This is a genomic window from Streptomyces sp. MGP-BFMKR1 (genome assembly GCF_057766585.1).
In genome coordinates this window covers 1,821,707-1,844,083 of sequence record NZ_CM173408.1, presented here as the reverse complement: position 1 = coordinate 1,844,083, position 22,377 = coordinate 1,821,707, and the positions used below count along the sequence as shown (strand labels likewise).

The following is a 22,377-nucleotide window of genomic DNA, read 5'->3' as shown; positions in this document are numbered from 1 at the left end:
GCCGCGGTAGGGCGGCGGGCGGGCGGAGGGGTCAGCCGTCCGTGGCGCGCACGGTGCTCATGACCTTCTTGATCTCGGCGTCGGTGAGCGCGTTGGGGACGCCCTGGTCCGCGTAGATCACCCAGCCGTGCATGGTGCCGTCCGGCAGCTTCTGCGCGATGCTGTGCACGACGGCGGTCGCGGGCACGCAGGCGCTCGGCCGGTGGGTGACGGTGACCTTGGCGGTCGCGGTGTACCCGTCGATGCCGCCCCGCTTCCACGGCTTGGCCTGGCTGACCTCGATCCTGGGCTTGTGGTCGGGGCCGCCGTACGCGGCGAAGCCCCAGTTGCCCGCCCAGTTGCGGGCGTTCTCCTGCAACGTGCCGTCCTTGCCGCCACCGGTGGTGCCGACGGTGGCGAGCTGGCCCTTGCCCGCCTCACCCAGCGCCTTGGGGTTGGGGCTCGACGCGCAGCCGCCCTCGCGGTAGTTGGCGGCGCCGGTCATCACGACGATCGGCTGGCCGTCCTTGTCGAGGTAGGACAGCGCGGTGTCCTCGTCGATCACCTTCCACCGGTCCGCCTTGCCGGGGACGTCGTAGCGGAAGTGGTGCTCCGCGCGGCTCTGCGTCTGCCACCCCGCGACGACCGGCTGGTCGCCGGAGGGGGTCGCCATGGCGCCCGGGTCCGAGGCGCCGGAGGAGGCGGGCGCGGGCGAACCGGTCGCGGGCGCCGACTGGCTGGCCTTGGCGCCGTCGTCCGTGCCCCCGTCGGCGTTGTCGTTGCACCCGCTCAGCGCGAGGACCAGGCCGAGGCCGGCCGCGGCGAGCACGCCCTTGTTCCGACGCGGCAGCGCGGATATGGGTCGCTGGTGCTGACGGTGCTGCTGGGGGCTGTGTGACATAGGCATGATCAGTAGCCTAGGTGGTGCCCGACGCCGTTCGCGCAGGTGGTGGGGGTTCACTTCGCTACGGGGCCGCGCGGCGGGGCCGACTCGCTCCCCAGTCGCCCGGCCCGAGTCGCCGCCGAGCCGACCGCCCGAGCCGGCGCCCCGGCGGCGGCTCCCGCGCGGCCGTCACTCCGGCCGCGCCGCCCTGGGCAGCAGCATCATCAGCGCCGCCGCCGCGCAGTAGCACGCGGCCTGCCAGGGCAACACCGCGACCAGGGCGTCGCCGTACGCGGCCAGCGGCCCCGCGCCCCGGTCGAACCCCGTCTCCAACGCGGCGAAGAACACCGCCCCCAGCGCGGCCACGCCCAGGGCGTTGCCCAGTTGGCCGACGGTGGTGAGCACGCCACCCGCGGCGCCGGCGTCCCGCTCGGGCACCCCGGCGAGGACCACGTTCACCAGCGAGGGCGCCGTCAGCCCGAGCCCGAGCCCGCCGACGAACAGCGGCGCCGCCAACTCCACGTACGAGGGCGCCGCGCCGTCCCGTACGACCAGCAGCAGGTGCGCCTGGGAAACGGCCAGCACGAGCGCGCCGGACACGAGTAGCGCCCGCCCGGCGCGCGCCGCGCACCGCACGCCGACGCCGGAGGTGAGGATCGAGCCGATCGCATACGGGAGGATGACCAGCCCCGTCTGCCAGGCCGAGCGCCCGGTGCCCCACTGGAGGTACAGGGACAGCATGAGGAAGAACGAGCCGATCGCCCCGAAGAACAACGTGGCGACGGCCAAGCCCGCTGCCACCGCCCGTACGCGCAGCAGCGCCGGATCGAGCAGCGGCTGACCGCCCCGCGCGGCCACCGCCCGCTCCCGCAGCCACAGCAGCGCGGCGACGGGCACGGCCGCGGCCAGCACCGCGAACCCCCACCACGGCCAGCCCCAGTCGCGGCCCTGCACCAGGGGCAGCAGCACCAGGACCGCCAGGACCGCGGCCAGGGCCGCGCCGGGCAGGTCGAGCCGCGCCCGACGCGGCACGCTCGACTCGGGCAACACCCGGGCACCGAGCACGAGCCCGCAGACCCCGACCGGCACGTTGACCCAGAAGATCGCGCGCCAGCCCAGGCCGAACAGGTCCGCCTCCACGAGCAGCCCGCCGAGCAGCGGACCCGCGACCGAGGCGAGCCCGAGCACCGCGCCGTAGGCGCCGAACGCCCGGGCCCGCGCGGCCGGCGCGAAGACCGAGCGGATGATGCCGAACACCTGGGGCACCATCAGCCCGCCGGCCAGGCCCTGCGCGACGCGGGTGGTGATGAGCGCGGCGGGGTTGGGCGCGAAGGCGCAGGCGGCGGAGGCCGCGACGAACGCGGCCAGCCCGATGAGGAAGGCCCGCCGCCGGCCGAACTGGTCACCCAGTCGGCCACCGGTGATCAGCCCGGCGCCCAGCGCGAGCGTGTACCCGGCCACCATCCACTGCACCGCGGCCTCGCTCGCCCCCAGGTCGCGCGCGATGGCCGGGGCCGCGACGCTGACGATCGTGGCGTCCAGCAGTTCCATGAACGCCGCGACCAACACCACGACCAACGCGACCACCGCCGACCCGCCGGCGGCGCCCGCCCCGTCGCGGTCGGCGGGCGGGACAGGCGGCGGGGACGGACTGGACGCGTCGGCGGACCGGCCGCCCGGGAAGGGGAGTTGACTACTCATGCCATCACCGTGACAGCGGAAGTGGCCAGCTACCGGCCGCTTCTCGTGCCAGGGTGGCCGCCATGGTCGAGACCACGGCGGCACGCCTGCTGCTCCTGCTGTCCCTGTTCCAGTCGCGTCGCGAGTGGCCCGGTGCGGCGCTGGCCCAGCGGCTCGCGGTGAGCCCGCGCACCGTACGCCGGGACGTGGAGCGGTTGCGCGCGCTCGGCTACCCGGTGCACGTCACCAAGGGCCCGGGCGGCGCCTACCGGCTGGGCGCGGGGGCGCGACTGCCGCCGTTGCTCTTCGACGACGACCAGGCGCTGGCCATCGCCGTCGCGCTCCAGACCGCCCCGATGACGGTCGCCGGCATCGCGGAGGCCGCCGACCGCGCCCTGGCCACCATCCGCCAGGTGCTGCCGACCTCGCTGCGCCACCGGATCGACGCGGTGCGCGTCACCGCGATCGACAACGCCTGGGACTTCGCCGCACCCCCGGTCGCCCCCGACCTGCTGCTCGCCCTGGGCACCGCCATACGCCACCACTCCGTGCTGACCTTCGCCTACGCGAGCGCGACGCCCCCGCCCGACCCGGCCCCCACGGCCCCACCCGTCACCGTCCCGCACCCGCCGGAGGCGGCCTCGACCGGTCCGGCCGCCACCGATCCGCCGCCGATCGATCCTCCGCCGAGTCACCCGACGGCCGGGGCGCGGCGCGTGGAGCCGCACCAACTCGCCGTGTGGTCCGGGCGTTGGTACCTCCTCGCGTGGGACATCGGCCGTGGCGCGTGGGCCGCCTTCCGGGTGGACCGGATCGCCCTCGGCCCGGCCACCGCCGCCCGCTTCACGCCGCGCCCGCTGCCGAGTACGGACCCCGCGGCGTTCATCACCGGCGAACTCGACCGGGGCGACACCCCCGACCACTGGCCCTGCCGCGGCCAGGTGCTCCTCGACGCGCCGGCCGCCGTGATCGCCCGCTGGGCGCCGGGCGGCGCGCTGGTCGAGGAGGTCGGCCCGAACCGCTGCCGGCTCACCCTCGGCGCCTGGTCGTGGACCGGACTCGCGGCCCTGTTCGGCACCTTCGGCAGCGACATCGAGGTGGTCGGCCCGCCCGAACTGGCCGCCGCCTGCGCCACCCTGGCCCGCCGCTACGCCGCCGCCAGCCGCTGCCTGCCGGACCCGGCGGCGGACCGGACGCCGGACCCGGCGGCGGGCACCGTGGCACGGGAGTGACCCCGCGCGGGCCTCAGCCCGCCGCCCCGTCCCGCGCGAACGCGGCGCCCGCGTCCCGCAGTCGCTCGTGCAGTCCGGCGAAGACGCGGGCCGAGCGCTCGCCCGGCCAGTTTTTCGGCAGCAGCGCGGGCGGCAACCCCGGGTCGGCGTAGGGGAGCGCGCGCCAGGAGTCGAGGGCCAGCAGATAGTCCCGGTAGGCGTCGGCCGGTGGCACGGTGGTCCGCCGCGACCAGCGCCGGAGCACCGGCTCGTGGGTGGCGAGGAACGCGTGGTGCCGGGCGGCCAGCGCCTCCAGGTCCCACCACCGGCGCACCGCGTCCGCCGTCGCCTCGAACCCCGCGTGCGCCCCCCGGAACAGGTCCACGTACCCGTCCAGGCCGAGTCGGCGCAGGGTGTGCCGGGTCTCCTCGTACAGGTGGGCAGGAGCGATCCACACGCCGGGGGCGGCGGTGCCGAAGCCGAGCCGGGCCAGTCGGGAGCGCAGCAGGTGCCGCTTGTTGCGCTCGTGTTCCGGCACCGAGAAGACCGCCAGCAACCAGTCGCCGGCCGCGGCCACCCCGCCACCCGGCACGCCGGCGGCGCCGGGCGCGTCGGAGGCGTCAGCGGTATCGGGAGCATCGGGAGCATCGGGGGCGCCGGCGGGGCGCGTGGTCAGTCGGTAGGCGCCCAGGCGGCCGTAGATGCGCCGGTCGCCGTCGTCGAGGAGTTGGACGGCGTCCGGCGACGGCGCGTAACCGGCCGCGCCCCGCGCCGTCTTCGCGGCGACCAGCAGCCCGCGCCGCTTGAGCCGGGAGACCGCGGAGCGCACCGACGGCGGGTCCACGCCCACCGCGCCGAGCAGTCGGATCAGCGCCGCCACCGGCACCGTCTCGGGTTCACCGCCGGCGCCGCGGCCGTAGGCGCCGTAGTACGTCACGATCAGGGAGCGCGGGGTGTGCTGCTGGGCGAGCGGATCGGTCACGCGGTCACTGTAGAGCCGTCCCGGACCCGCCCTCGCGCAGCCGGTACCGCTGGAGCTTGCCGGTGGGGGTGCGCGGCAGCGCGGGCAGGAACCGGAACTCGCGGGGGCACTTGTACGGGGCCAGTTCGGCCCGGGCGAACTCCCTGAGCGCCGCCGCCGCGTCGGGCCCCGGCGGCGCGCCCGGGCGCAGCACCACGTGCGCGACGACCACGGCGCCGCGCACCTCGTCGGGCCGCCCGGTGACCGCGGCCTCGACCACGTCGGGGTGGCGCAGCAGCGCCTCCTCCACCTCCGGGCCCGCGATGTTGTACCCGGCGGAGATGATCATGTCGTCCGTGCGGGCCACGAAGCGGAAGTAGCCGTCGGGCTCGCGGACGTAGGTGTCGCCGGTGAGGTTCCAGCCGTCGCGTACGTACTCCCGCTGCCGCTCGTCCGCGAGGTAGCGGCAGCCGGTGGGGCCGCGCACCGCGAGCAGGCCGGGTTCGCCGTCCGGCACCGGCGCCCCGTCGCCGCCCACCACGCGCGCCTCGAAGCCGGGCACCGGGACGCCGGTGGTGCCGGGGCGGATGGCGTCGTCGGCCGCGGCGATGAAGATGTGCAGCAACTCGGTGGCGCCGATGCCGTTGATCAGCCGCAGCCCGGTCGCCGCGTGCCAGGCGTGCCACAGCGCGGCGGGCAGGTTCTCGCCGGCCGACACGCAGCGCCGTAGCGAGGAGACGTCGTGCCCCGCCAACTGCCCCAGCATCGCCCGGTACGCGGTGGGCGCGGTGAACAACACCGAGACGCGGTGCTCGGCGATGTCACGCAACAGCTTGGCCGGGCCGGCCCACGGGTCCAGGAGCGCCGACGCGCCGGTCCGCAGCGGGAAGATCACCAGGCCGCCGAGGCCGAAGGTGAAGCCCAGCGGCGGGCTGCCCGCGAAGACGTCGTCCGGTCGGGGCCGCAGCACCCGCGCCGAGAACGTGTCCGCGACGGCCAGCACGTCCCGGTGGAAGTGCAGGCACCCCTTGGGCCGCCCGGTGGTGCCCGAGGTGAAGGCGATCAGTGCCACGTCGTCGGCGGCCGTCGGCACCGCCTCGTAGGCGGCGGGCCGGGCGGCGGCCAGGCGCAGCAGGTCGTCGGGGGCGGACGAGCCGTACGCGGCGATCCGCAGCCCCGGCACGCCGGCCTGCTCCAGGTGGTCGAGGCAGTCGGCGGCGCACACCGCGTGCCGCACCCGGGCCAACGCACAGATGGTGGCCAACTCCTGGGGGCGCTGGTTGGCCAGCACGGTCACCGCGACGGCGCCCGCCTTGAGCACCGCGAGCCAGCAGGCGGCCAGCCACGGCGAGGTGGGGCCGCGCAACAGCACCCGGTTGCCCGGCCGTATCCCGAGGTCGTCGGTGAGCGCGTGCGCGAGCCGATCGACCCGCGCCCGCAGTTCGCCGTACGTCCAACGCTGCCCGTCGGCGCCGCGCAGCGCGACCCGGTCGGCCCCACGTCTGCCGTCGGACTCGGCGAGCAGTTCGACGGCGCAGTTGAGCCGGTCCGGGTAGCTGGGCGCGGGCGGATCGCGCAGCAGGGCGGGCCACGCGTCCGGGGGCGGCAGGTGGTCCCGGGTGAAGGTGTCGGTGTGCGCCGACGGCGTGAGCTCCATGGCGGATGCGCCCCCTTGGACCGATGGGGAAGTGCGGCAGTCCTGTCCCGAAGATGCTTCGTCAGCGTAACGTGTTGGTGACGGCAGTCAACATGTCGCGATAAAGGAGGGGTGTCGATGAGCGCCTTCGCCCTCGATCCGCAACAGCGCCAGTGGTGCGCCACGCTGCGCACCGTCGCCGCCGACCAGTTGCGCCCACTGGCCGAGCGCGGCGCGCCCGGACGGGTGAACCGGCCCCTGGTGGCGGCCCTCGGCGAGCTGGGCCTGCTGCGCCGACTCTTCCCCACGGCCACAGCCGACCCGGGTGCGGAACCGAAAGGCGGTGCCGGCATGGAAGCCGAGCCCGGTCCCGGCGTTCGTGCCGGCGAGGGTGCCGGCGGTGGGCCGAGCGCGGCGCGCGCCCTCGACCTGTGCCTCCTGCGCGAATCGTTGGCCACCCAGTGCGCGGAGGCCGAGACCGCCCTCGCCCTCCAGGCCCTCGGCTGCTACCCGGTGGTCCAGTCCGGCACCGCCGAGCAGCGCGCCCGCTGGCTGCCCGAGGTCATCGCCGGGCGCGCGGTGGCCGCGTACGCGCTCAGCGAGCCAGCGGCCGGCTCCGACGCCGCGGCCCTCACCCTCGCGGCGCGCCCGGTGGGCCCGGCCCGCCCGACGCACGCGACCGCTCCCGAGGCCGCGACCGCTCCCGAGGCCGCGACCGCTCCCGAGGCCGCGACCGGAACCGCGACCGCGACCGGGGGCGAGAGCTGGGAGCTGACCGGCGAGAAGTGCTGGATCTCCAACGCCCCCGAGGCCGACTTCTACACCGTCTTCGCCCGCACCACACCCGGCGCCGGCAGCCGTGGCATCACGGCCTTCCTGGTACCCGCCGACCGCCCCGGACTCGGCGGCGAACCACTGGAGATGCTCAGCCCCCACCCCATCGGCCGGCTGACCTTCGACGCCGTGCCGGTCACCCGCGCCGACGTGCTCGGCGAGGTGGACGCCGGGTTCAAGGTCGCCATGCGGACCCTGAACCTGCTGCGCCCCAGCGTCGGCGCCTTCGCCGTCGGCATGGCCCAGCGCGCGCTCGACCTGGCCCTGGTCCACGCGCGAGAGCGCACGGCGTTCGGCGGGCCGCTGCGCGACCTCCAGGCCGTCTCCCACCAACTCGCGGAGATGGCCACCCGCACCGAGGCCGCCCGCCTCCTCGTCTACGCGGCGGCATCGGCCTACGACAGTGGCCAACCCGACATCGCCCGCCGCTCGGCCATGGCCAAGCTGCTGGCCACCGAGACCGCGCAGTACGTCGTCGACGCCGCCGTCCAGATCCACGGCGCCCGCGCGCTGGAGCGCGGCCACCCGCTGGAGCACCTGTACCGCGAGGTGCGCGCGCCCCGGATCTACGAGGGCGCGACGGAGGTCCAGCGCACCATCATCGCCAAGGAGCTCTACCGATGACCCCCTCGCCCCCCGCCGACCAGTCACAGCCATCCGCGCCGCAGCCCGACCCGCACCGCGCGAGCCCACCCGACCACCCCACCGCCCCGCCGCTGCGCCGCGTCAACCCCGCCGAACTCGCCCCGCCCACCGGCTTCTCGCACGCCGTCACCGCCACCGGCGCCACACTGGTCTTCCTCGCCGGACAGACGGCACTGGACGGCGCGGGCCGACTGGTGGACGGGCCGCTCCCCGACCAGTTCGAGCGCGCCCTGAGCAACCTCCTCACCGCGCTCCGCGCCGCCGGCGGCCGGCCCGAACACCTCGCGCGGGTCACGGTGTACGCCACCGACGTGGCCGACTACCGCGCCCACGCGCCCGAACTCGGCCGCGTCTGGCGCCGCCTGGCGGGCCGCGACTACCCGGCGATGGCCGTCGTGGGCGTGGTCCGCCTGTGGGACGAGCAGGCACGCGTGGAACTGGACGGCATCGCGCTCCTGCCGTGACGGGGCCGCGGGTTCGCGGGCCGGGTGTCGTCGCTGACGGGCCGCGGTCGCCGGTGGGCGACGGGCGCCGGCGCCGCGCCGCAGGCCAGCGCCGTGCGGTGCGCCGAGCGGAGCAGTCCGGCATACGGCTCGGGGCGTACCGCCCCGGCGCGAGTCCACCCCTGGGTGTGTGCGGACATAGCACCACCGTTGGATGTGCCACCGCCGCCCGGCGGCATAGCGTCCAAGACGTAGCACGGCCGGTGCGGGGGAGGGACACAGGCACCGGCCGCCCGCACGGGGGTGCGTGGCGTGGCGGCGCGCGACCAGCGCCGCCCCGCCACGCGTGGCCCGCGCCCAGCGCACGAGGGACCGGGAGGAACGCCCCATGGGAAAGCCGAACGCCAGCGAGCCGAAGGAGAAGAGGAGGAGCGAGGCGCTGCCGCCCCCGTTACGCCGGCTGCCGCCGCCACTCCCGTACCAACAGGTAGCCGAGGTAGGCGCCCCCGACGGCCATGGTGTAGATCCCCACCGGCAGGTCGTCGAAGAGCGGCAGTTGCTGCGCGGCCAGGTCGGCCGCGACCAGCAGCAGGGCACCGAGCAGCGTGGACACCGCGAGTTGTGGCCCGGTGCTGCGCGTGAGCCGCTTGGCGATCTGCGGAGCCGTGAGGGAGATGAACGCGATGGGACCCGCGACGCTGACCGCGCCCGCGGAGAGCGCGATGGACAGCAGCACGGCCGCGGTCTTCGTACGGCCCGGGTTGGCGCCGAGTCCGGTGGACAGGTCGTCGCCCATCTCCCCGATGGTCAGCGGCCGGGCCAGCAGCGCGGCCAGCGGGAGGCAGCCGAGCAGGACGATCCAGATGACCGTGGCGTCGTCCCACGAGCGGGCGGCGAGGCTGCCGTTGACGTACGCGGCCAGGGAGCTGGCCTTGTCCCGCTCCACGGCGTAGACGACGTACTGCGTGACAGCCGTCGCCATGGCCGCCACGCCGATGCCCGCGACGACCAGTCGGCCCGGGCTGCGGAAGCCGGTGCCGGTCGAGACGTAGACCAGCCCCATCGCCAGCAGCGCGCCGAGCAGCGCGCCCACGGACGCCGGCACGACGTCGGGCAGGAACAGCGCGACGGTCGCCGCGCCCGCGCCGGCACCGGCGCCGAGCCCGATGACGTCCGGGCTGCCCAGCGGGTTGCGGGTGACGGACTGGAAGAGCGCGCCGGAGAGGCCGAAGGCCGCGCCGGTGGCGATCGCGACGGCGAGACGCGGGCCGCGCAGCCGGTCGAAGACGAAGGCGTCCTTGCCGGTGGCCTCGCCGAGCAGCACGCTCGGGATGTCGGCCAGTTCGATGCCGAGCCGGCCCATGGTCAGCGTCGCCGCCGCCGCGACGCCCAGCAGGACCAGCGTCGCCAGGCCGACCACCACGGCCGAGACGTGGAAGGGCACGGCGACCCGGGTTCCGATCCGCAGCGTCCCGCGACGCGGCCCGGAGCGCCGGGTCAGCGGCTGGGTGGTCGTCATCACGCCCCCCTCATCCGACGTACGGCCAACAGCAGCGCGGGCGCCCCGACGCAGGCGGTGACGACGCCCACCATGAGTTCCTGCGGGCGCAGCACCACCCTGCCGATCACGTCGGCGAGCAGCAGCAGCGAGGGACCGGCCAGGGCCGAGAACAGCAACTGGAGCCGGAAGTCCGCGCCCACCAGGGCGCGTACGAGGTGGGGCACGGCGAGCCCGACGAACGCGATGGGGCCCACCGCCGCCGTCGCCGACGCGCTCAGCAGCGTCGCGGCGAGCAGGCCGGCGCCCTTGACGCGGGCGGGGCTGATACCCAGCGAGGTGGCCTTGTCGTCGCCCATGGCCATGGCGTTCAGGCTCGGCCCGAGGAGGAGCGCGACCGCGAGGCCGACCCCGGCGAAGGGCAGGACCGACCAGAACACCTCCCAGCCGCGACCACCGAGCGCGCCCACCACCCAGTAGCGGTAGGTGTCGAAGACCTTGGGCCGGGAGAGGGTGACGGCCTGGATGAACGCGGCGAGCACGGCACTGAGCACCGCGCCGGCCAGCACCAGGCGCACCGGGTTGGTACGGCCGCCCGCCGTGCCGATCACGTGTACGGCGACGCCCGCGAGGAGCGCGCCGGGCAGCGCCCACCACATCGTCTCCCGCTGCCCGGTGGCGCCGAGGTAGGCGGTGGCCGCGACGATGCTCGCCGAGGCGCCCGCGTTGATGCCGAGCAACCCGGGTTCGGCCAGCGGGTTGCGGGTGACGCCCTGCATGAGCGTGCCCGCGACGGCCAGGCAGACACCGGCGAGCACGCCGATCGCGGTGCGCGGGTAGCGGCTCTCCACGACGGTGCGCACATAGCTGTCGCCGCGCCCGGTGAGCACGTCGAGCACGTCGGAGGCGGCGGTCGGCTTGCTGCCGTACATGACGCTGGCGAACAGGGCGACCGCCAGCAGGAGCAGGCATCCGATCAGGGCGAGGGAGAGCCCGGCAGGGCCCCGACGCTGTGCGCCGGGGCCCTGCCGGGCAGCAGAGGCCGTGGTCACGCTCGCAGCTCCGCGGCTACTTGCCGGACTTGGCGACGGCCGCGTCGATCAGGGGCAGGTACCGCTCGATGCTGTACGGCACCGTCAGCGGGTTGAGCATCGAGGAGGCGGTGACGAAGGACTGGTCCTTGCTGGAGACGAGAGCGCCCTTCTTCACCGCGGGGATCGCGGCGTACAGCGGCTGCGCCTCGATCTCCTCGCGGGTCTTGTCGTCGGTGTAGAAGGTGAAGGCGACGTCGCTCTTCTTGAGCTTGTCGGCGTTCTCCAGGCCGATCAGCGCCGAGTCGGTGCCCTCGGTCTCCTTGAAGGTGTTGACGACCGGGTCGACCTTCAGGCCCAGCTTGGAGACCATCTCCACGCGCTGCTCCTGCGGCTTGAAGACGCCGAGGGTGCCGGGGCCCGAGGTGTAGATGTAGGAGAACGTGACGTTCTTGTAGTTCGGCTTCTTCGCGGCGGCGTCGGCGAGCTGCTTGTCGATCTTCGCCGTCAGCTCCTTGGCCTTCTTCGGCTGGCCGAGCGCCTTGGCGATGAGGTCGATCTGCTGGTCCCAGTCGGTGCTCCACGCCTTGTCCGGGTAGGCGACGGTGGGAGCGATGTCCTTGAGGATGTCGTACTGCTTCTGCGTGATCCCCGACCACGGGGCCAGGATGACGTCGGGCTCCAACTCCGTGATGGCCTCGATGTCGAGTTCCTCACCGCCGGTGAACTGCTTGGGCAGCTTCTTCCCGGACTTGGTGACCGCCTCGTGGATCCACGGCAGGTAGCCGGTCTTGTCGCTGCCCCACTCGTACTTCTCGATGCCCACCGGTACGTTGCCGAGCGCGATGGCCGTCTCCGCGGAGCCCTGGCCCAGGGTCACGACGCGCTGGGGCTTCTCCTTGATCTCGGCCTTGCCGAGCGCGCTCTTGATGGTGACCGGGAAGGCTCCGGCCTCGGCCGGGGCGCCCGCGTTCGCCGCGTCCTTCTTGCCGTCGTCGTCCTTGTCGTCCGAGCCGCAGCCCGTGACCAACAGGGTCAGCGAAACGGCTCCGGCCGCGGCCACGGCGGCCCGGCGGCGCAGGGAGGTCAGCAGAATGGGCATCGCGGAAGATCCTCGTTCTCAGGCACCAGGCGTCGAAACCGCCTCCCACCGGCCCGCCCCAGGGTCAGGTTTCGGCCTGGGGCGAGAGCGCGACGGCAGGCAGCCGACGAAGATTTTAGGTGAGCCTAACCTACGTAGACCGCGACGAACATCGCCCCCTACCTGCCCCGCAACCGGCAGCCCGGGCGCGCGGCGGTCCCGAAGGGCGCAAAAACGCCGACTCGACCAGGAATTCCTTTGGCTGATAAGGGCGTTGCGGCCAGAAGGCGAAGTGATCTACGGGCGACGGTGGGCGTGGGGGAGAGGCCGCCGACGCGGCACACCGCCCCCACTCCTCGCGGCCACGGGCCGACGCAAGGCGCGGGGGCGGCGGCATCTTGCCGGCACGCCTGGCCGCTAGATGTCCCGGAAGATCTCGATCTGGGCGCCGATCGAGTTCAGCCGCTCGGCCAGGTCCTCGTAGCCGCGGTTGATCACGTAGACGTTGCGCAGTACCGACGTGCCCTCGGCCGCCATCATCGCGAGCAGCACCACCACGGCGGGCCGCAGCGCGGGCGGGCACATCATCTCCGCGGAGCGCCACCGGGTGGGGCCCTCGACCAGCACCCGGTGCGGGTCGAGCAGCTTGACGCTGGCGCCGAGCCGGGTCAGGTCGGTGAGGTAGATCGCGCGGTTGTCGTAGACCCAGTCGTGGATCAGCGTCGAGCCCTGCGCGCTGGCCGCGATCGCCGCGAAGAAGGGCACGTTGTCGATGTTGATGCCGGGGAACGGCATCGGGTGGATCTTGTCGAGCGGCGCGCTCAGCTTGGAGGGGCGGACCGTCAGGTCGATCAGCCGGGTGCGGCCGTTGTCCGCCGGGTACTCCGCGCTGCGCTCGTGGTCGAGGCCCATCTCCTCGAGGACCGCCAGCTCGATCTCCAGGAACTCCACCGGGACGCGTCGGATCGTCAGCTCCGACTGGGTCACCACGGCCGCCGCGAGCAGGCTCATCGCCTCGACCGGGTCCTCGGACGGCGCGTAGTCCACGTCGCGGTCGATGTGCGCGACGCCGTGCACGGTCAGGGTCGTGGTGCCCACGCCCTCCACCCGCACGCCCAACTGCTCCAGGAAGAAGCACAGGTCCTGGACCATGTAGTTGGAGCTGGCGTTGCGGATGACGGTGACGCCGTCGTGCCGGGCGGCGGCCAGCAGGGCGTTCTCGGTCACGGTGTCGCCGCGTTCGGTCAGCACGATGGGCCGGACGGGGGAGACCTCGCGGTTGACCTCGGCGTGGTACGTACCCTCGGTCGCGGTGACCTCGAGGCCGAAGTGGCGCAGCGCCGTCATGTGCGGCTGAACGGTGCGGGTGCCCAGGTCGCAACCGCCCGCGTACGGGATGCGGAACCGGTCGAGGCGGTGCAGCAGCGGGCCGAGGAACATGATGACGCTGCGGGTCCGCCGGGCGGCGTCGGTGTCCATGGCGGCGAGGTTCAGCTCGGCCGGCGGCACGATCTCCAGGTCGTTGCCGTCGTTGATCCAGCGGGCGCGTACGCCGATGCTGCCGAGCACCTCCAGGATGCGGTAGACCTCCTCGATCCGGGCGACCCGACGCAGCGTGGTGCGGCCCGCGTTGAGCAGCGAGGCGCACAGCAGCGCCACGCACGCGTTCTTGCTGGTCTTGACGTCGATCGCGCCGGAGAGCTGCCGGCCTCCGACGACCCGCAGGTGCATCGGGCCCGCGTAGCCGAGGGACACGATCTCGCTGTCCAGGGCCTCGCCGATGCGGGCGATCATCTCAAGGCTGATGTTCTGATTTCCGCGTTCGATGCGGTTGACGGCGCTCTGGCTGGTGCCGAGTGCCTCCGCTAGCTCCGTCTGCGTCCAGCCGCGGTGCTGGCGGGCGTCGCGGATGAGCTTCCCGATGCGGGCGAGGTAGGCGTCTGTCATGAGATCAATATTATCTCAGATATGAGATGTGCTCATGTTGTGGTGGTGCACGGCGTGCCGCGCGGGACCCGCGATGAGCGGGCGGCACAGCGAGCGCACTGAGGCGACTGTGACACGGTCCGGCGGCCAGCGCCCGCGCTACCGAGACCGGTCCCTTCCGGCCGCGGCGAGCACCGCGCGGGCCAGGGGCGCGGCCGGTGCGTCCCTGTCCAGAGTTGCCGCGCGGTGGGCACTTCGCGCAATGAATTGCCAAAACACTGTCATTGTTGCGCCGGTCGAGTGCCTCTTACGGTGCTGGTGGCTGGAACGCATACGCCACGCACAGGCGAGTCGCTGTCCGTACTTCCGTGAGTCGCCGTACTTCCCGTAAGTCGCCTGCACTTCCTGAAAGAGGTCTCACCATGCGCAATTCCCTTGCCCATCGTGCGCGATCCGTCGTCACCCGCCGCCCGCGGCGGACGCTCGGCGCGGCGATCGGCGCGGGTGCCGTGCTGTTCGGCGTGCTCGCGGTGCCGAGTGCCGGCGCCGCCGATGAGAAGGGCTCGCCCGAGACCGCGTCGTCGGTGCGGTTCCCGGCCAGCCCGCGCGCCGGGCACGCGGCCCCGGCCTCGGACGAGATCTCCAAGGTGCGGGTGACCCGGAACGAGGTGCCGGTCAAGCCCGGCAGCAAGACGAAGGTCACCGTCACGGTGGACTCGCCGGAGGCGGGCCACATCTGGGTCTACCTGGACCGCGTCCACGTCGGCGACATGGGCAAGCAGTGGGCCAACGGTCCGCACCCGGGCCTGACCGCCAAGCCCAACAAGAAGTGCGTGTTCTTCACCGACCCGGAGAAGATCGGCATCGGTACCGGCTTCAAGTGTCCGACGCCCAAGGGCCACTCGAAGGTCGTCTTCACCGCCAAGGTGCCCAAGAACCTCCCCTCCGGCTCGGTGGCGTTCTTCGACGCCTACCACCAGATCGGCTCGTCCATGTGGAACGCCGGTTCCTTCTCGGGCGGCTTCGGCGTCAAGTAACCCCGAGACCCGTGCGCCGCCCCACCCACGCGGCGCGCCCCGCGACATCGCCCCGCGTCCCCCGACGCGGCCCAAGCCCGGCGCGGACGGACACCCGCTCGCGAGCCCCCTCGCGTCCGTCCGCGCCGGAACCCGGCACAGTCGGAAACCGGCACCACCGGACCCGGCACGGTCAGAACTCGGCACAGTCGGAACCCGGCACGGCCAGAACTCCGCACGGCCGGAAGCCGACACCGTCAGCACCCGGCACAGCCGGCCCCCGTACCGGAGCCGTAGCCGCTACGTCCCACCGTGCCCGCCCGCACGGCCCGGCGCGACGAACATCAGCCCGCAACGCCCCGTACGAGGCCCGCCGGCACGCTCCCCGACGCGCTCGCTCCACCCCGCCCGCCCGGAAACGCGCCTGCCCGGAAACGCGTCCGCCCGGAAGCGCGCCTGCGCGAACAGTGGCCGGAGGTCAGCCGCGCACCAGCACGGCGACGTCATAGCGCTCGCACACGGCGCGCGCCGGCTCGTCCGCGAGCGCCACGGCGTCCGCCCGCATGCGCTCCAGGCCCGCCGCGAAATCCGCCAGTGACAGGTGGCCGAACTTCGACTGCGGCCGGTCGCGCAGCCGCGCCGCGTACTCACCCAGGCTCGCGGCCACGGGCTGCGCGAAGGACGTGACCGTACGGGCGGTGAAGCCCGCCTCCGCGAAGTCGGCCAGCACCTCCGCCTGGCCGGGGAACCGCGCGCCGTCGGTGGCGCGCAGCCGTGGCCAGTAGTCGTAGACCAGCGCGTCCAGCCGCTCCCGGAAGGTCGTCCGGAGCACCACGACGCCGGCCGGCCGCAGCACGCGCGCCAACTCGCGCGCCGCCGCCGGTCGGTCGGGCAGGTGGTGGACGACGCGGGAGAGGAGCGCGATGTCGAACGCCCCGTCGGCCAGCGGCAGCCGTTCGGCGGTGCCGGCGACGAGGCGGGCCCGACCACCCGCCGTCGCCTCGCGGGCCGCGCGGAGCATGGCCAGCGAGGGCTCGACGCCCACCACGCGCGACGCCCGCTGGTACCGGTCGAGCGCCGCGCAGAACATGCCCGTGCCCGCGCCGACGTCGAGCCAGGCCGGCGCGGGGCGGGGCGCGAACGACCCGACGAACCCCGCCCACGCCCTCAGCGACGCCTCCGGCATCGCGTTCCCGCTGTGGTAGGCGCCGGCCAGGCGCGTGTCGTCATGGACCCGGGTCATCGCCCGATCCTCGCCGGCCACGCCGCACCACGGCAAGACCACCCAGGCCGGCGCGGGCCCTTCGCGACGCGGGCGCTGACGCGCCGACGAACCGGACGCGCCGACGAACCGGACGCCCGGCGGCTCGGGGCGGCCCGGGGTGGCGTCGAGCGGCGCCCGGCGGGCCGAAAATGACCTGCCGTCGGCCGCGCGCTTTGCGAGGATGCGGCCATGCCAGCGACCAGGATGCACGCCGACGAGGTCCTGACCGACTCCGCCTTGGTGCGCCGCCTGGTGCGGGGGCAGTTCCCGGAGTGGGCCGAACTGCCCGTCACCCCGGTCGACTCCTACGGCACCGACCACGCCGTCTACCGCCTCGGTAACCACCTGTCCGTGCGCCTGCCGCGCATCAGCGGGGCCACCCGACAGGCGGTGCGCGAAGCGCGGTGGCTGCCCAGGCTCGCGCCGCTGCTGCCGCTCGCGATCCCGGTCCAGGTGGCGACGGGCCGCCCCGCCGAGGGCTATCCGTACGCCTGGTCGGTCTACGAGTGGCTGCCCGGCGAGAACGCCAACGGCACGCTGGCGGACCTGGAACGGGCGGCCGTGGACCTCGCCGCGTTCATCACCGCGCTGCGCCGCGCGGACCCGACCGGCGCCCACCGGCGCTCGACCGGCAGCCGGGGCGCGCCGCTGGCCGAGCTGGACGAGCAGGTGCGTCGCTCGATCGCCCAGCTCGGCGACCGTATCGACGGCGCCGCCGCCCTCGCCTCCTGGGAGGAGTCGCTGCACGCCCCCGTGTGGTCCGGCCCCGAGGTCTGGCTCCACGGCGATCTGCTGCCGGGCAACCTGCTGGTGACCGACGGGCGGCTGTCGGCCGTCATCGACTTCGGCTGTCTGAACGTCGGCGACCCCGCCTGCGACCTCCAGCCCGCGTGGAACGTCTTCGCCGGGGCCAGCCGGGAGCGGTTTCGGGCCGAACTCGCCGTCGACGACGCCGCCTGGCTGCGCGGTCGCGGCTGGGCGCTCTATCAGGCGGTGTCGGCGCTGCCCTACTACTGGGACACCAATCCCGGCATGATCCGCCAGGCCACGAACGCCCTGACCCAGGTGCTGGCCGACACCGGCACCCAGTGACCACACCGGTTGGCCGGCCGGCGGAATTCGGTCGCCACCGTGGGTGATCGCTTCTAGCCTGCGGCGTATGAAGGTACTCGTGGTCGGTGCGACAGGGACGATCGGCAGCGCGGTCGTCGAGGCGTTGGAGCCCTCCCACGAGGTGGTCAGGGCCTCACGCGGCGGGCCGGTGAAGGTGGACCTGGAGGTTCCGGCGTCGCTGGACCTCTTGTTCGCCGAGGTCTCCGGACTCGACGCCGTGGTGTGCTGCGCCGCCAGCGGTCCGCTGGTGGACCTGGGGACCGTGACCGACGAGGCCGTCGCCGACGGCGTGCGGGGCAAGCTGCTGGGGCAGGTGGCGTTGGCCCGGCGAGCGGTGCGCCACCTGCGGGACGGCGGCTCCATCACGCTGACCGGTGGCACCTTCGCCACGCCGCTGGCCGGTGGGTCGCTGGGAGCCCTGGTCAACACGGGCCTGGAGGGCTTCGTCCGCAACACGGCCGCGGAGCTGCCCCGGGGGCTGCGGATCAACCTCATCAGCCCGGGCTGGATCAGGGAGACCCTGGAGGGCCTGGGACGGGACGGAGCGGACGGCACACCCGTCGCCCGGGTGGCCGAGGCGTACGTGACGGCGGTGGAGAGCCCCGTGCAGGGCCAGGTCTGGCGCTCGTGACGGCCGGTCCCGCGCGGTCGCGGGGGCCGGGGCGTGCCGCGACGGCCTCTCCGTGGCTTCCCCGTCACGGCCCCCCATCCACTCGTGCGCGGGCGCGAGAGCGGTGGGGAGCCGTGGTGCGGTGGCCGGGGCGGTCAGTGGAAGCGGCGGACGAAGACGTCTGACGTGCCGTTGGTGTCGTCGGGCACGATGTCGTCGGCCGCCGACGTGAAGACCACCTCGCGGCCGTGGGCGCTGACCGCGTCGACGCCGGCGGAGGCGGGCTGCCGGGAGACGATCTCGTCGGTGCCCGTGCCCAGGTCGCGCAGCGCCAGCGACGGCTGGTCGGGGTCCGCCGGGTCGTTCGGGGCGTACAGCAGGTAGCGGCCGGTGGGGTCGATGGCCAGGCCCCGGGCGTTCGGCACCAGGTGGGCGGTGCCCGAGCGCACGTCGTGGACGGGGGTGTCGGGGCCCGAACGGTAGACGACCTTGCCGCCGTCCTCGCTGAGCTGGACGAGCGTCGCCTCCTTGGACGGGCCCTCGATCGGGCCGTGGGTGACGCCGTCGGTCCGGTCCCGTACGAAGACGTCGCCCGCCTCACCGTCCTGGTAGGCGACATGGCGGCTGTCGCCGCTGAGGGACGGCCGCGACGGGCGCCGGTGGTCGAACTCGGCGATGGTCTCCTTGGCGCCGGTGAACACGTCCTGGAACTCGACGCGCTGGTGGGACGTCGGCGCTCTGGGGGTGACGACGTAGACGGCGTGGTGGCCGTCCCCGTTCAGCGAGAGCTGGCCGCAACCGGGCCCGCAGTCGAGGCCGCCGATGGCTCCCGTCCGCACCTGCCACAGGTAGATCTTCACGTCCCGCATCCACGGCACCGGATAGCCGAGGTAGGCCCCGTCACCGCTGACGACCGGCGGCTCGATCGGGTCGTAGTGCCCGATCCGCCTGATCTCGTCCGTCCGCTGGTCGCGGAGGTAGACCTCGTCGCCCTCCTGCGGGCGGTCGGGCGTGAGGTTGTCCGCCGCCGACGCGAAGACGACGTGACGGCCGTCGGGCGTGATCGACGCGTCGCCGGAGCCGCCGTCCGCCGGGGTCCCGTCGGCCGCGAGGCTGATCCTCCGGACGCTCGTCTCGCGGTCGCCCGCGCCGCGCACCCCGGCCGTGGGCTCCGCCGAGGCGGCCCCGGGTATCACCGCCGTGACCGCACAGAGCGCGATCACCGTGCCCCGGGCGGCTCTGACACGTCGAGTGGTGCCTCGGTTCGCGTTTCTCCTCATATTCCCCCCACGTATAAGGCACAGAACCCCCTCCGATTCCTCACCAGAGGGCCACAGGCATGCAACCGTGATGGCGCTGTGGGGTCAATGCGTCACATGGCGTACGAGGGTCGCGTCCCGGCCACGGCAAGCGGAACCGGCGCGCGCCGGATCCTCGTGGTGACGGGGTGGCGATCGCCGCCGAACCCGGCGGAATCCCCGGCGGGCCGTGGGGGACACGGGCAACCAGCGCATGACCGTTCGCCAGCGATGTACTAGAGTTATCTCGACATCGAGATATCTGCCGAGAAGGCGTACCGCTGTCGCGCTAGTGAGGTGTGCCTAAGTTAGGCGTACCTTAGCGGATCGGCAAGGTCCCGGGGCGGCAGGATGCGGTGGTACGCGCGAATTCATGCATGAAGGAGACTGTCGTGTCGGCGAACAGCTTCGACGCCCGCAGCACGCTGCGCGTGGGCGACGAGTCGTACGAGATCTTCAAGCTGGACAAGGTCGAGGGCTCCGCCCGCCTGCCCTACAGCCTGAAGGTGCTGCTGGAGAACCTGCTCCGTACCGAGGACGGCGCGAACATCACCGCCGACCACATCCGTGCCGTGGGCGGCTGGGACTCGCAGGCGCAGCCGAGCCAGGAGATCCAGTTCACCCCGGCTCGCGTGATCATGCAGGACTTCACCGGCGTGCCCTGCGTCGTGGACCTCGCCACCATGCGTGAGGCCGTCAAGGAACTGGGCGGCGACCCCGCGAAGATCAACCCGCTGGCGCCGGCCGAGCTGGTCATCGACCACTCCGTCATCGCCGACAAGTTCGGCACCCACGAGGCGTTCGCGCAGAACGTCGAGCTGGAGTACGGCCGCAACCGGGAGCGCTACCAGTTCCTGCGCTGGGGTCAGACCGCCTTCGACGAGTTCAAGGTCGTCCCGCCCGGCACCGGCATCGTGCACCAGGTCAACATCGAGCACCTGGCCCGCACCGTGATGGTACGTAACGGGCAGGCGTACCCCGACACCCTCGTCGGCACCGACTCGCACACCACGATGGTCAACGGCCTCGGCGTGCTCGGCTGGGGCGTCGGCGGCATCGAGGCCGAGGCCGCGATGCTCGGCCAGCCGGTCTCCATGCTCATCCCGCGCGTCGTCGGCTTCAAGCTGACCGGTGAGCTCAAGCCCGGTACCACCGCCACCGACCTGGTGCTGACCATCACCGAGATGCTCCGCAAGCACGGCGTGGTCGGCAAGTTCGTGGAGTTCTACGGCGAGGGCGTGGCCGCCACCTCGCTCGCCAACCGCGCCACCATCGGCAACATGTCGCCGGAGTTCGGCTCCACCGCCGCGATCTTCCCGATCGACGCCGAGACCATCAAGTACCTGAAGCTCACCGGCCGCTCCGAGCAGCAGCTCGCGCTCGTCGAGGCGTACGCCAAGGAGCAGGGCCTGTGGCTGGACCCGGCCGCCGAGCCGGACTTCTCCGAGAAGCTCGAACTGGACCTGGCCTCGGTCGTCCCGTCGATCGCCGGCCCCAAGCGCCCGCAGGACCGCATCGTCCTGGCGGGCGCCGCCCAGCAGTTCGCCAAGGACGTCCTCAACTACGTCGAGGCGGGCGTCACCGGCGGCGACGACCGCAAGCCGGGCGTGCCGCAGCAGACCGCGCCGCACGGCGTGGCCTCCCCGGTGGACGAGGCGAGCGCCGAGTCGTTCCCGGCCAGTGACGCCCCGGCCTACGGCAGCGACGACAACGGCGCCGGCGCCCCGCAGCACGCGGACGGCACCGGCGAGCGCGTGCCGTCGAACCCCGTCACCGTCACCGCCCCCGACGGCTCGACGTACGAGATCGACCACGGCGCCGTCACCGTCGCCGCCATCACCTCGTGCACCAACACCTCCAACCCGTACGTCATGGTCGCCGCCGCGCTGGTGGCCAAGAAGGCGGTCGAGAAGGGCCTGACCCGCAAGCCGTGGGTCAAGACCACCCTGGCCCCGGGCTCCAAGGTCGTCACCGACTACTTCGACAAGGCGGGCCTGACCCCCTACCTCGACAAGGTCGGCTTCAACCTGGTCGGTTACGGCTGCACCACCTGCATCGGCAACTCGGGCCCGCTGCCGGATGAGGTCTCCAAGGCCGTCAACGAGAACGACCTCGCCGTCACCTCGGTCCTCTCCGGCAACCGCAACTTTGAGGGCCGGATCAACCCCGACGTCAAGATGAACTACCTGGCCTCCCCGCCGCTGGTCGTCGCGTACGCCATCGCCGGCTCCATGAAGGTGGACATCACCAAGGAGGCCCTGGGCGTCGACACCGAGGGCAAGCCGGTCTACCTCGCGGACATCTGGCCCACCGAGGCCGAGGTCAACGACGTGGTGGCGAACGCCATCGGCGAGGACATGTTCTCCAAGTCCTACAGCGACGTCTTCGCGGGCGACGCCCAGTGGCAGGCGCTGCCGATCCCCACCGGCAACACCTTCGAGTGGGATCCGGAGTCCACCTACGTCCGCAAGCCCCCCTACTTCGAGGGCATGGCGATGGACCCGTCGCCGGTGCAGGACATCGCCGGCGCGCGCGTCCTGGCCAAGCTGGGCGACTCGGTCACCACCGACCACATCTCCCCGGCCGGCGCCATCAAGGCCGACACCCCGGCGGGCAAGTACCTGACCGAGCACGGCGTCGAGCGGCGTGACTTCAACTCCTACGGCTCGCGCCGTGGCAACCACGAGGTCATGATCCGCGGCACGTTCGCCAACATCCGGCTGCGCAACCAGATCGCGCCCGGCACCGAGGGCGGCTTCACCCGCGACTTCACCGTCGAGGACGGCCCGGTCTCCTTCATCTACGACGCGTCGCAGAACTACCAGGCCGCGGGCATCCCGCTGGTCGTCCTCGCGGGCAAGGAGTACGGTTCCGGCTCCTCCCGTGACTGGGCCGCCAAGGGCACCGCGCTGCTGGGCGTCAAGGCCGTCATCGCCGAGTCCTACGAGCGCATCCACCGCTCGAACCTGATCGGCATGGGCGTCCTGCCGCTGCAGTTCCCCGAGGGCGCGACGGCCGAGGCCCTCGGCCTGACCGGCGAGGAGACCTTCTCCATCACCGGCGTGACCGCGCTGAACGACGGCAGCACGCCGCGCACGGTCAAGGTCACCACCGACACCGGCGTGGAGTTCGACGCGGTCGTGCGCATCGACACCCCCGGCGAGGCGGACTACTACCGCAACGGCGGCATCATGCAGTACGTCCTGCGGTCGCTGATCCGCAAGTAAGTAATCGGCCGGGCGCGCCGGAGCGGAAATTCCGGCTCCGG

The 22,377-nt window shown here is 73.4% G+C and carries 17 protein-coding genes; 7 read left to right on the top strand and 10 right to left on the bottom strand.

Annotation, left to right across the window (positions count from 1 at the left end; all coding sequences use genetic code 11):
* Positions 1-31 precede the first annotated feature (31 nt).
* Positions 32-886 carry a DUF8017 domain-containing protein gene (locus AC3CHW_RS06765; RefSeq protein ID WP_488469892.1) on the bottom strand — a complete coding sequence of 285 codons (855 nt, stop codon included), beginning with the start codon at positions 884-886 and terminating at the stop codon, positions 32-34.
* Between the two features lie 165 nt (positions 887-1,051).
* Positions 1,052-2,563, bottom strand: coding sequence for an MFS transporter (locus tag AC3CHW_RS06760; protein WP_488469891.1), 1,512 nt, complete (start codon positions 2,561-2,563; stop codon positions 1,052-1,054).
* A gap of 62 nt (positions 2,564-2,625) precedes the next feature.
* On the opposite strand from AC3CHW_RS06760, the gene AC3CHW_RS06755 reads away from it, so the two are divergent.
* Positions 2,626-3,774 (top strand): helix-turn-helix transcriptional regulator, encoded by a 1,149-nt coding sequence (locus AC3CHW_RS06755; RefSeq protein WP_488469890.1) that lies wholly within the window; start codon positions 2,626-2,628, stop codon positions 3,772-3,774.
* Between the two features lie 13 nt (positions 3,775-3,787).
* Here the strand turns inward: AC3CHW_RS06755 and AC3CHW_RS06750 are convergent, their stop codons facing one another.
* Entirely contained in the window at positions 3,788-4,735 is a 948-nt protein-coding gene (locus tag AC3CHW_RS06750; RefSeq protein ID WP_488469889.1) for a PaaX family transcriptional regulator, read from the bottom strand.
* Between the two features lie 4 nt (positions 4,736-4,739).
* Positions 4,740-6,371: an AMP-binding protein gene (locus tag AC3CHW_RS06745; protein ID WP_488469888.1), complete on the bottom strand. Its 1,632-nt coding sequence runs from the start codon at positions 6,369-6,371 to the stop codon at positions 4,740-4,742.
* A 117-nt stretch (positions 6,372-6,488) separates the two neighbouring features.
* Between AC3CHW_RS06745 and AC3CHW_RS06740 the strand changes: the two genes are divergently transcribed.
* Together AC3CHW_RS06740 and AC3CHW_RS06735 are read left to right on the top strand one after the other, a co-directional pair.
* Positions 6,489-7,808: an acyl-CoA dehydrogenase family protein gene (locus AC3CHW_RS06740; protein ID WP_488469887.1), complete on the top strand. Its 1,320-nt coding sequence runs from the start codon at positions 6,489-6,491 to the stop codon at positions 7,806-7,808.
* Complete coding sequence (locus AC3CHW_RS06735; protein WP_488469886.1) at positions 7,805-8,293, top strand: RidA family protein; 489 nt, start codon at positions 7,805-7,807, stop codon at positions 8,291-8,293. The genes AC3CHW_RS06740 and AC3CHW_RS06735 overlap by 4 nt, the downstream gene beginning before the upstream one ends.
* 430 nt (positions 8,294-8,723) lie before the next feature.
* Here the strand turns inward: AC3CHW_RS06735 and AC3CHW_RS06730 are convergent, their stop codons facing one another.
* The 4 genes from AC3CHW_RS06730 to AC3CHW_RS06715 form a co-directional block, all read right to left on the bottom strand.
* A complete protein-coding gene (locus AC3CHW_RS06730; RefSeq protein WP_187063178.1) occupies positions 8,724-9,791 on the bottom strand; it encodes a FecCD family ABC transporter permease in 1,068 nt (355 codons plus the stop codon).
* A complete protein-coding gene (locus tag AC3CHW_RS06725) occupies positions 9,791-10,822 on the bottom strand; it encodes a FecCD family ABC transporter permease (protein ID WP_488469885.1) in 1,032 nt (343 codons plus the stop codon). Before AC3CHW_RS06725 ends, AC3CHW_RS06730 begins: the two co-directional genes overlap by 1 nt.
* Positions 10,823-10,838: 16 nt before the next feature.
* Positions 10,839-11,903 carry an iron-siderophore ABC transporter substrate-binding protein gene (locus AC3CHW_RS06720; RefSeq protein ID WP_488469884.1) on the bottom strand — a complete coding sequence of 355 codons (1,065 nt, stop codon included), beginning with the start codon at positions 11,901-11,903 and terminating at the stop codon, positions 10,839-10,841.
* Between the two features lie 396 nt (positions 11,904-12,299).
* Positions 12,300-13,829, bottom strand: a complete 1,530-nt coding sequence (locus AC3CHW_RS06715; protein WP_176164589.1) for a helix-turn-helix domain-containing protein — start codon at positions 13,827-13,829, stop codon at positions 12,300-12,302.
* Positions 13,830-14,230: 401 nt separating this feature from the next.
* Here AC3CHW_RS06715 and AC3CHW_RS06710 point away from each other — a divergent pair, with 401 nt between their 5' ends.
* The gene (locus AC3CHW_RS06710; RefSeq protein WP_488469883.1) at positions 14,231-14,845 is read left to right on the top strand and encodes a hypothetical protein; all 615 of its coding nucleotides are present in this window, start codon (positions 14,231-14,233) and stop codon (positions 14,843-14,845) included.
* A gap of 457 nt (positions 14,846-15,302) precedes the next feature.
* On the opposite strand, the gene AC3CHW_RS06705 is transcribed toward AC3CHW_RS06710, so the two are convergent.
* Positions 15,303-16,067 (bottom strand): class I SAM-dependent methyltransferase, encoded by a 765-nt coding sequence (locus AC3CHW_RS06705; RefSeq protein WP_488469882.1) that lies wholly within the window; start codon positions 16,065-16,067, stop codon positions 15,303-15,305.
* 210 nt (positions 16,068-16,277) lie between these two features.
* Here AC3CHW_RS06705 and AC3CHW_RS06700 point away from each other — a divergent pair, with 210 nt between their 5' ends.
* Both AC3CHW_RS06700 and AC3CHW_RS06695 read left to right on the top strand, forming a co-directional pair.
* The gene (locus AC3CHW_RS06700) at positions 16,278-17,180 is read left to right on the top strand and encodes an aminoglycoside phosphotransferase family protein (RefSeq protein WP_488469881.1); all 903 of its coding nucleotides are present in this window, start codon (positions 16,278-16,280) and stop codon (positions 17,178-17,180) included.
* Positions 17,181-17,247: 67 nt separating this feature from the next.
* A complete protein-coding gene (locus AC3CHW_RS06695; protein ID WP_488469880.1) occupies positions 17,248-17,832 on the top strand; it encodes a short chain dehydrogenase in 585 nt (194 codons plus the stop codon).
* Between the two features lie 134 nt (positions 17,833-17,966).
* On the opposite strand, the gene AC3CHW_RS06690 is transcribed toward AC3CHW_RS06695, so the two are convergent.
* The gene (locus AC3CHW_RS06690) at positions 17,967-19,007 is read right to left on the bottom strand and encodes a TolB-like translocation protein (RefSeq protein ID WP_488469879.1); all 1,041 of its coding nucleotides are present in this window, start codon (positions 19,005-19,007) and stop codon (positions 17,967-17,969) included.
* Positions 19,008-19,501: 494 nt separating this feature from the next.
* On the opposite strand from AC3CHW_RS06690, the gene AC3CHW_RS06685 reads away from it, so the two are divergent.
* Positions 19,502-22,336, top strand: a complete 2,835-nt coding sequence (locus AC3CHW_RS06685) for an aconitate hydratase (RefSeq protein WP_488469878.1) — start codon at positions 19,502-19,504, stop codon at positions 22,334-22,336.
* Positions 22,337-22,377 lie beyond the last annotated feature (41 nt).

Coding starts and splice junctions, on each gene's coding strand:
- AC3CHW_RS06765 (WP_488469892.1), bottom strand. CDS start 886: ATGCCTATGTCACACAGCCCCCAGCAGCACCGTCAGCACCAGCGACCC.
- AC3CHW_RS06760 (WP_488469891.1), bottom strand. CDS start 2,563: ATGAGTAGTCAACTCCCCTTCCCGGGCGGCCGGTCCGCCGACGCGTCC.
- AC3CHW_RS06755 (WP_488469890.1), top strand. CDS start 2,626: ATGGTCGAGACCACGGCGGCACGCCTGCTGCTCCTGCTGTCCCTGTTC.
- AC3CHW_RS06745 (WP_488469888.1), bottom strand. CDS start 6,371: ATGGAGCTCACGCCGTCGGCGCACACCGACACCTTCACCCGGGACCAC.
- AC3CHW_RS06740 (WP_488469887.1), top strand. CDS start 6,489: ATGAGCGCCTTCGCCCTCGATCCGCAACAGCGCCAGTGGTGCGCCACG.
- AC3CHW_RS06735 (WP_488469886.1), top strand. CDS start 7,805: ATGACCCCCTCGCCCCCCGCCGACCAGTCACAGCCATCCGCGCCGCAG.
- AC3CHW_RS06730 (WP_187063178.1), bottom strand. CDS start 9,791: ATGACGACCACCCAGCCGCTGACCCGGCGCTCCGGGCCGCGTCGCGGG.
- AC3CHW_RS06720 (WP_488469884.1), bottom strand. CDS start 11,903: ATGCCCATTCTGCTGACCTCCCTGCGCCGCCGGGCCGCCGTGGCCGCG.
- AC3CHW_RS06715 (WP_176164589.1), bottom strand. CDS start 13,829: ATGACAGACGCCTACCTCGCCCGCATCGGGAAGCTCATCCGCGACGCC.
- AC3CHW_RS06710 (WP_488469883.1), top strand. CDS start 14,231: ATGCGCAATTCCCTTGCCCATCGTGCGCGATCCGTCGTCACCCGCCGC.
- AC3CHW_RS06705 (WP_488469882.1), bottom strand. CDS start 16,067: ATGACCCGGGTCCATGACGACACGCGCCTGGCCGGCGCCTACCACAGC.
- AC3CHW_RS06700 (WP_488469881.1), top strand. CDS start 16,278: ATGCCAGCGACCAGGATGCACGCCGACGAGGTCCTGACCGACTCCGCC.
- AC3CHW_RS06695 (WP_488469880.1), top strand. CDS start 17,248: ATGAAGGTACTCGTGGTCGGTGCGACAGGGACGATCGGCAGCGCGGTC.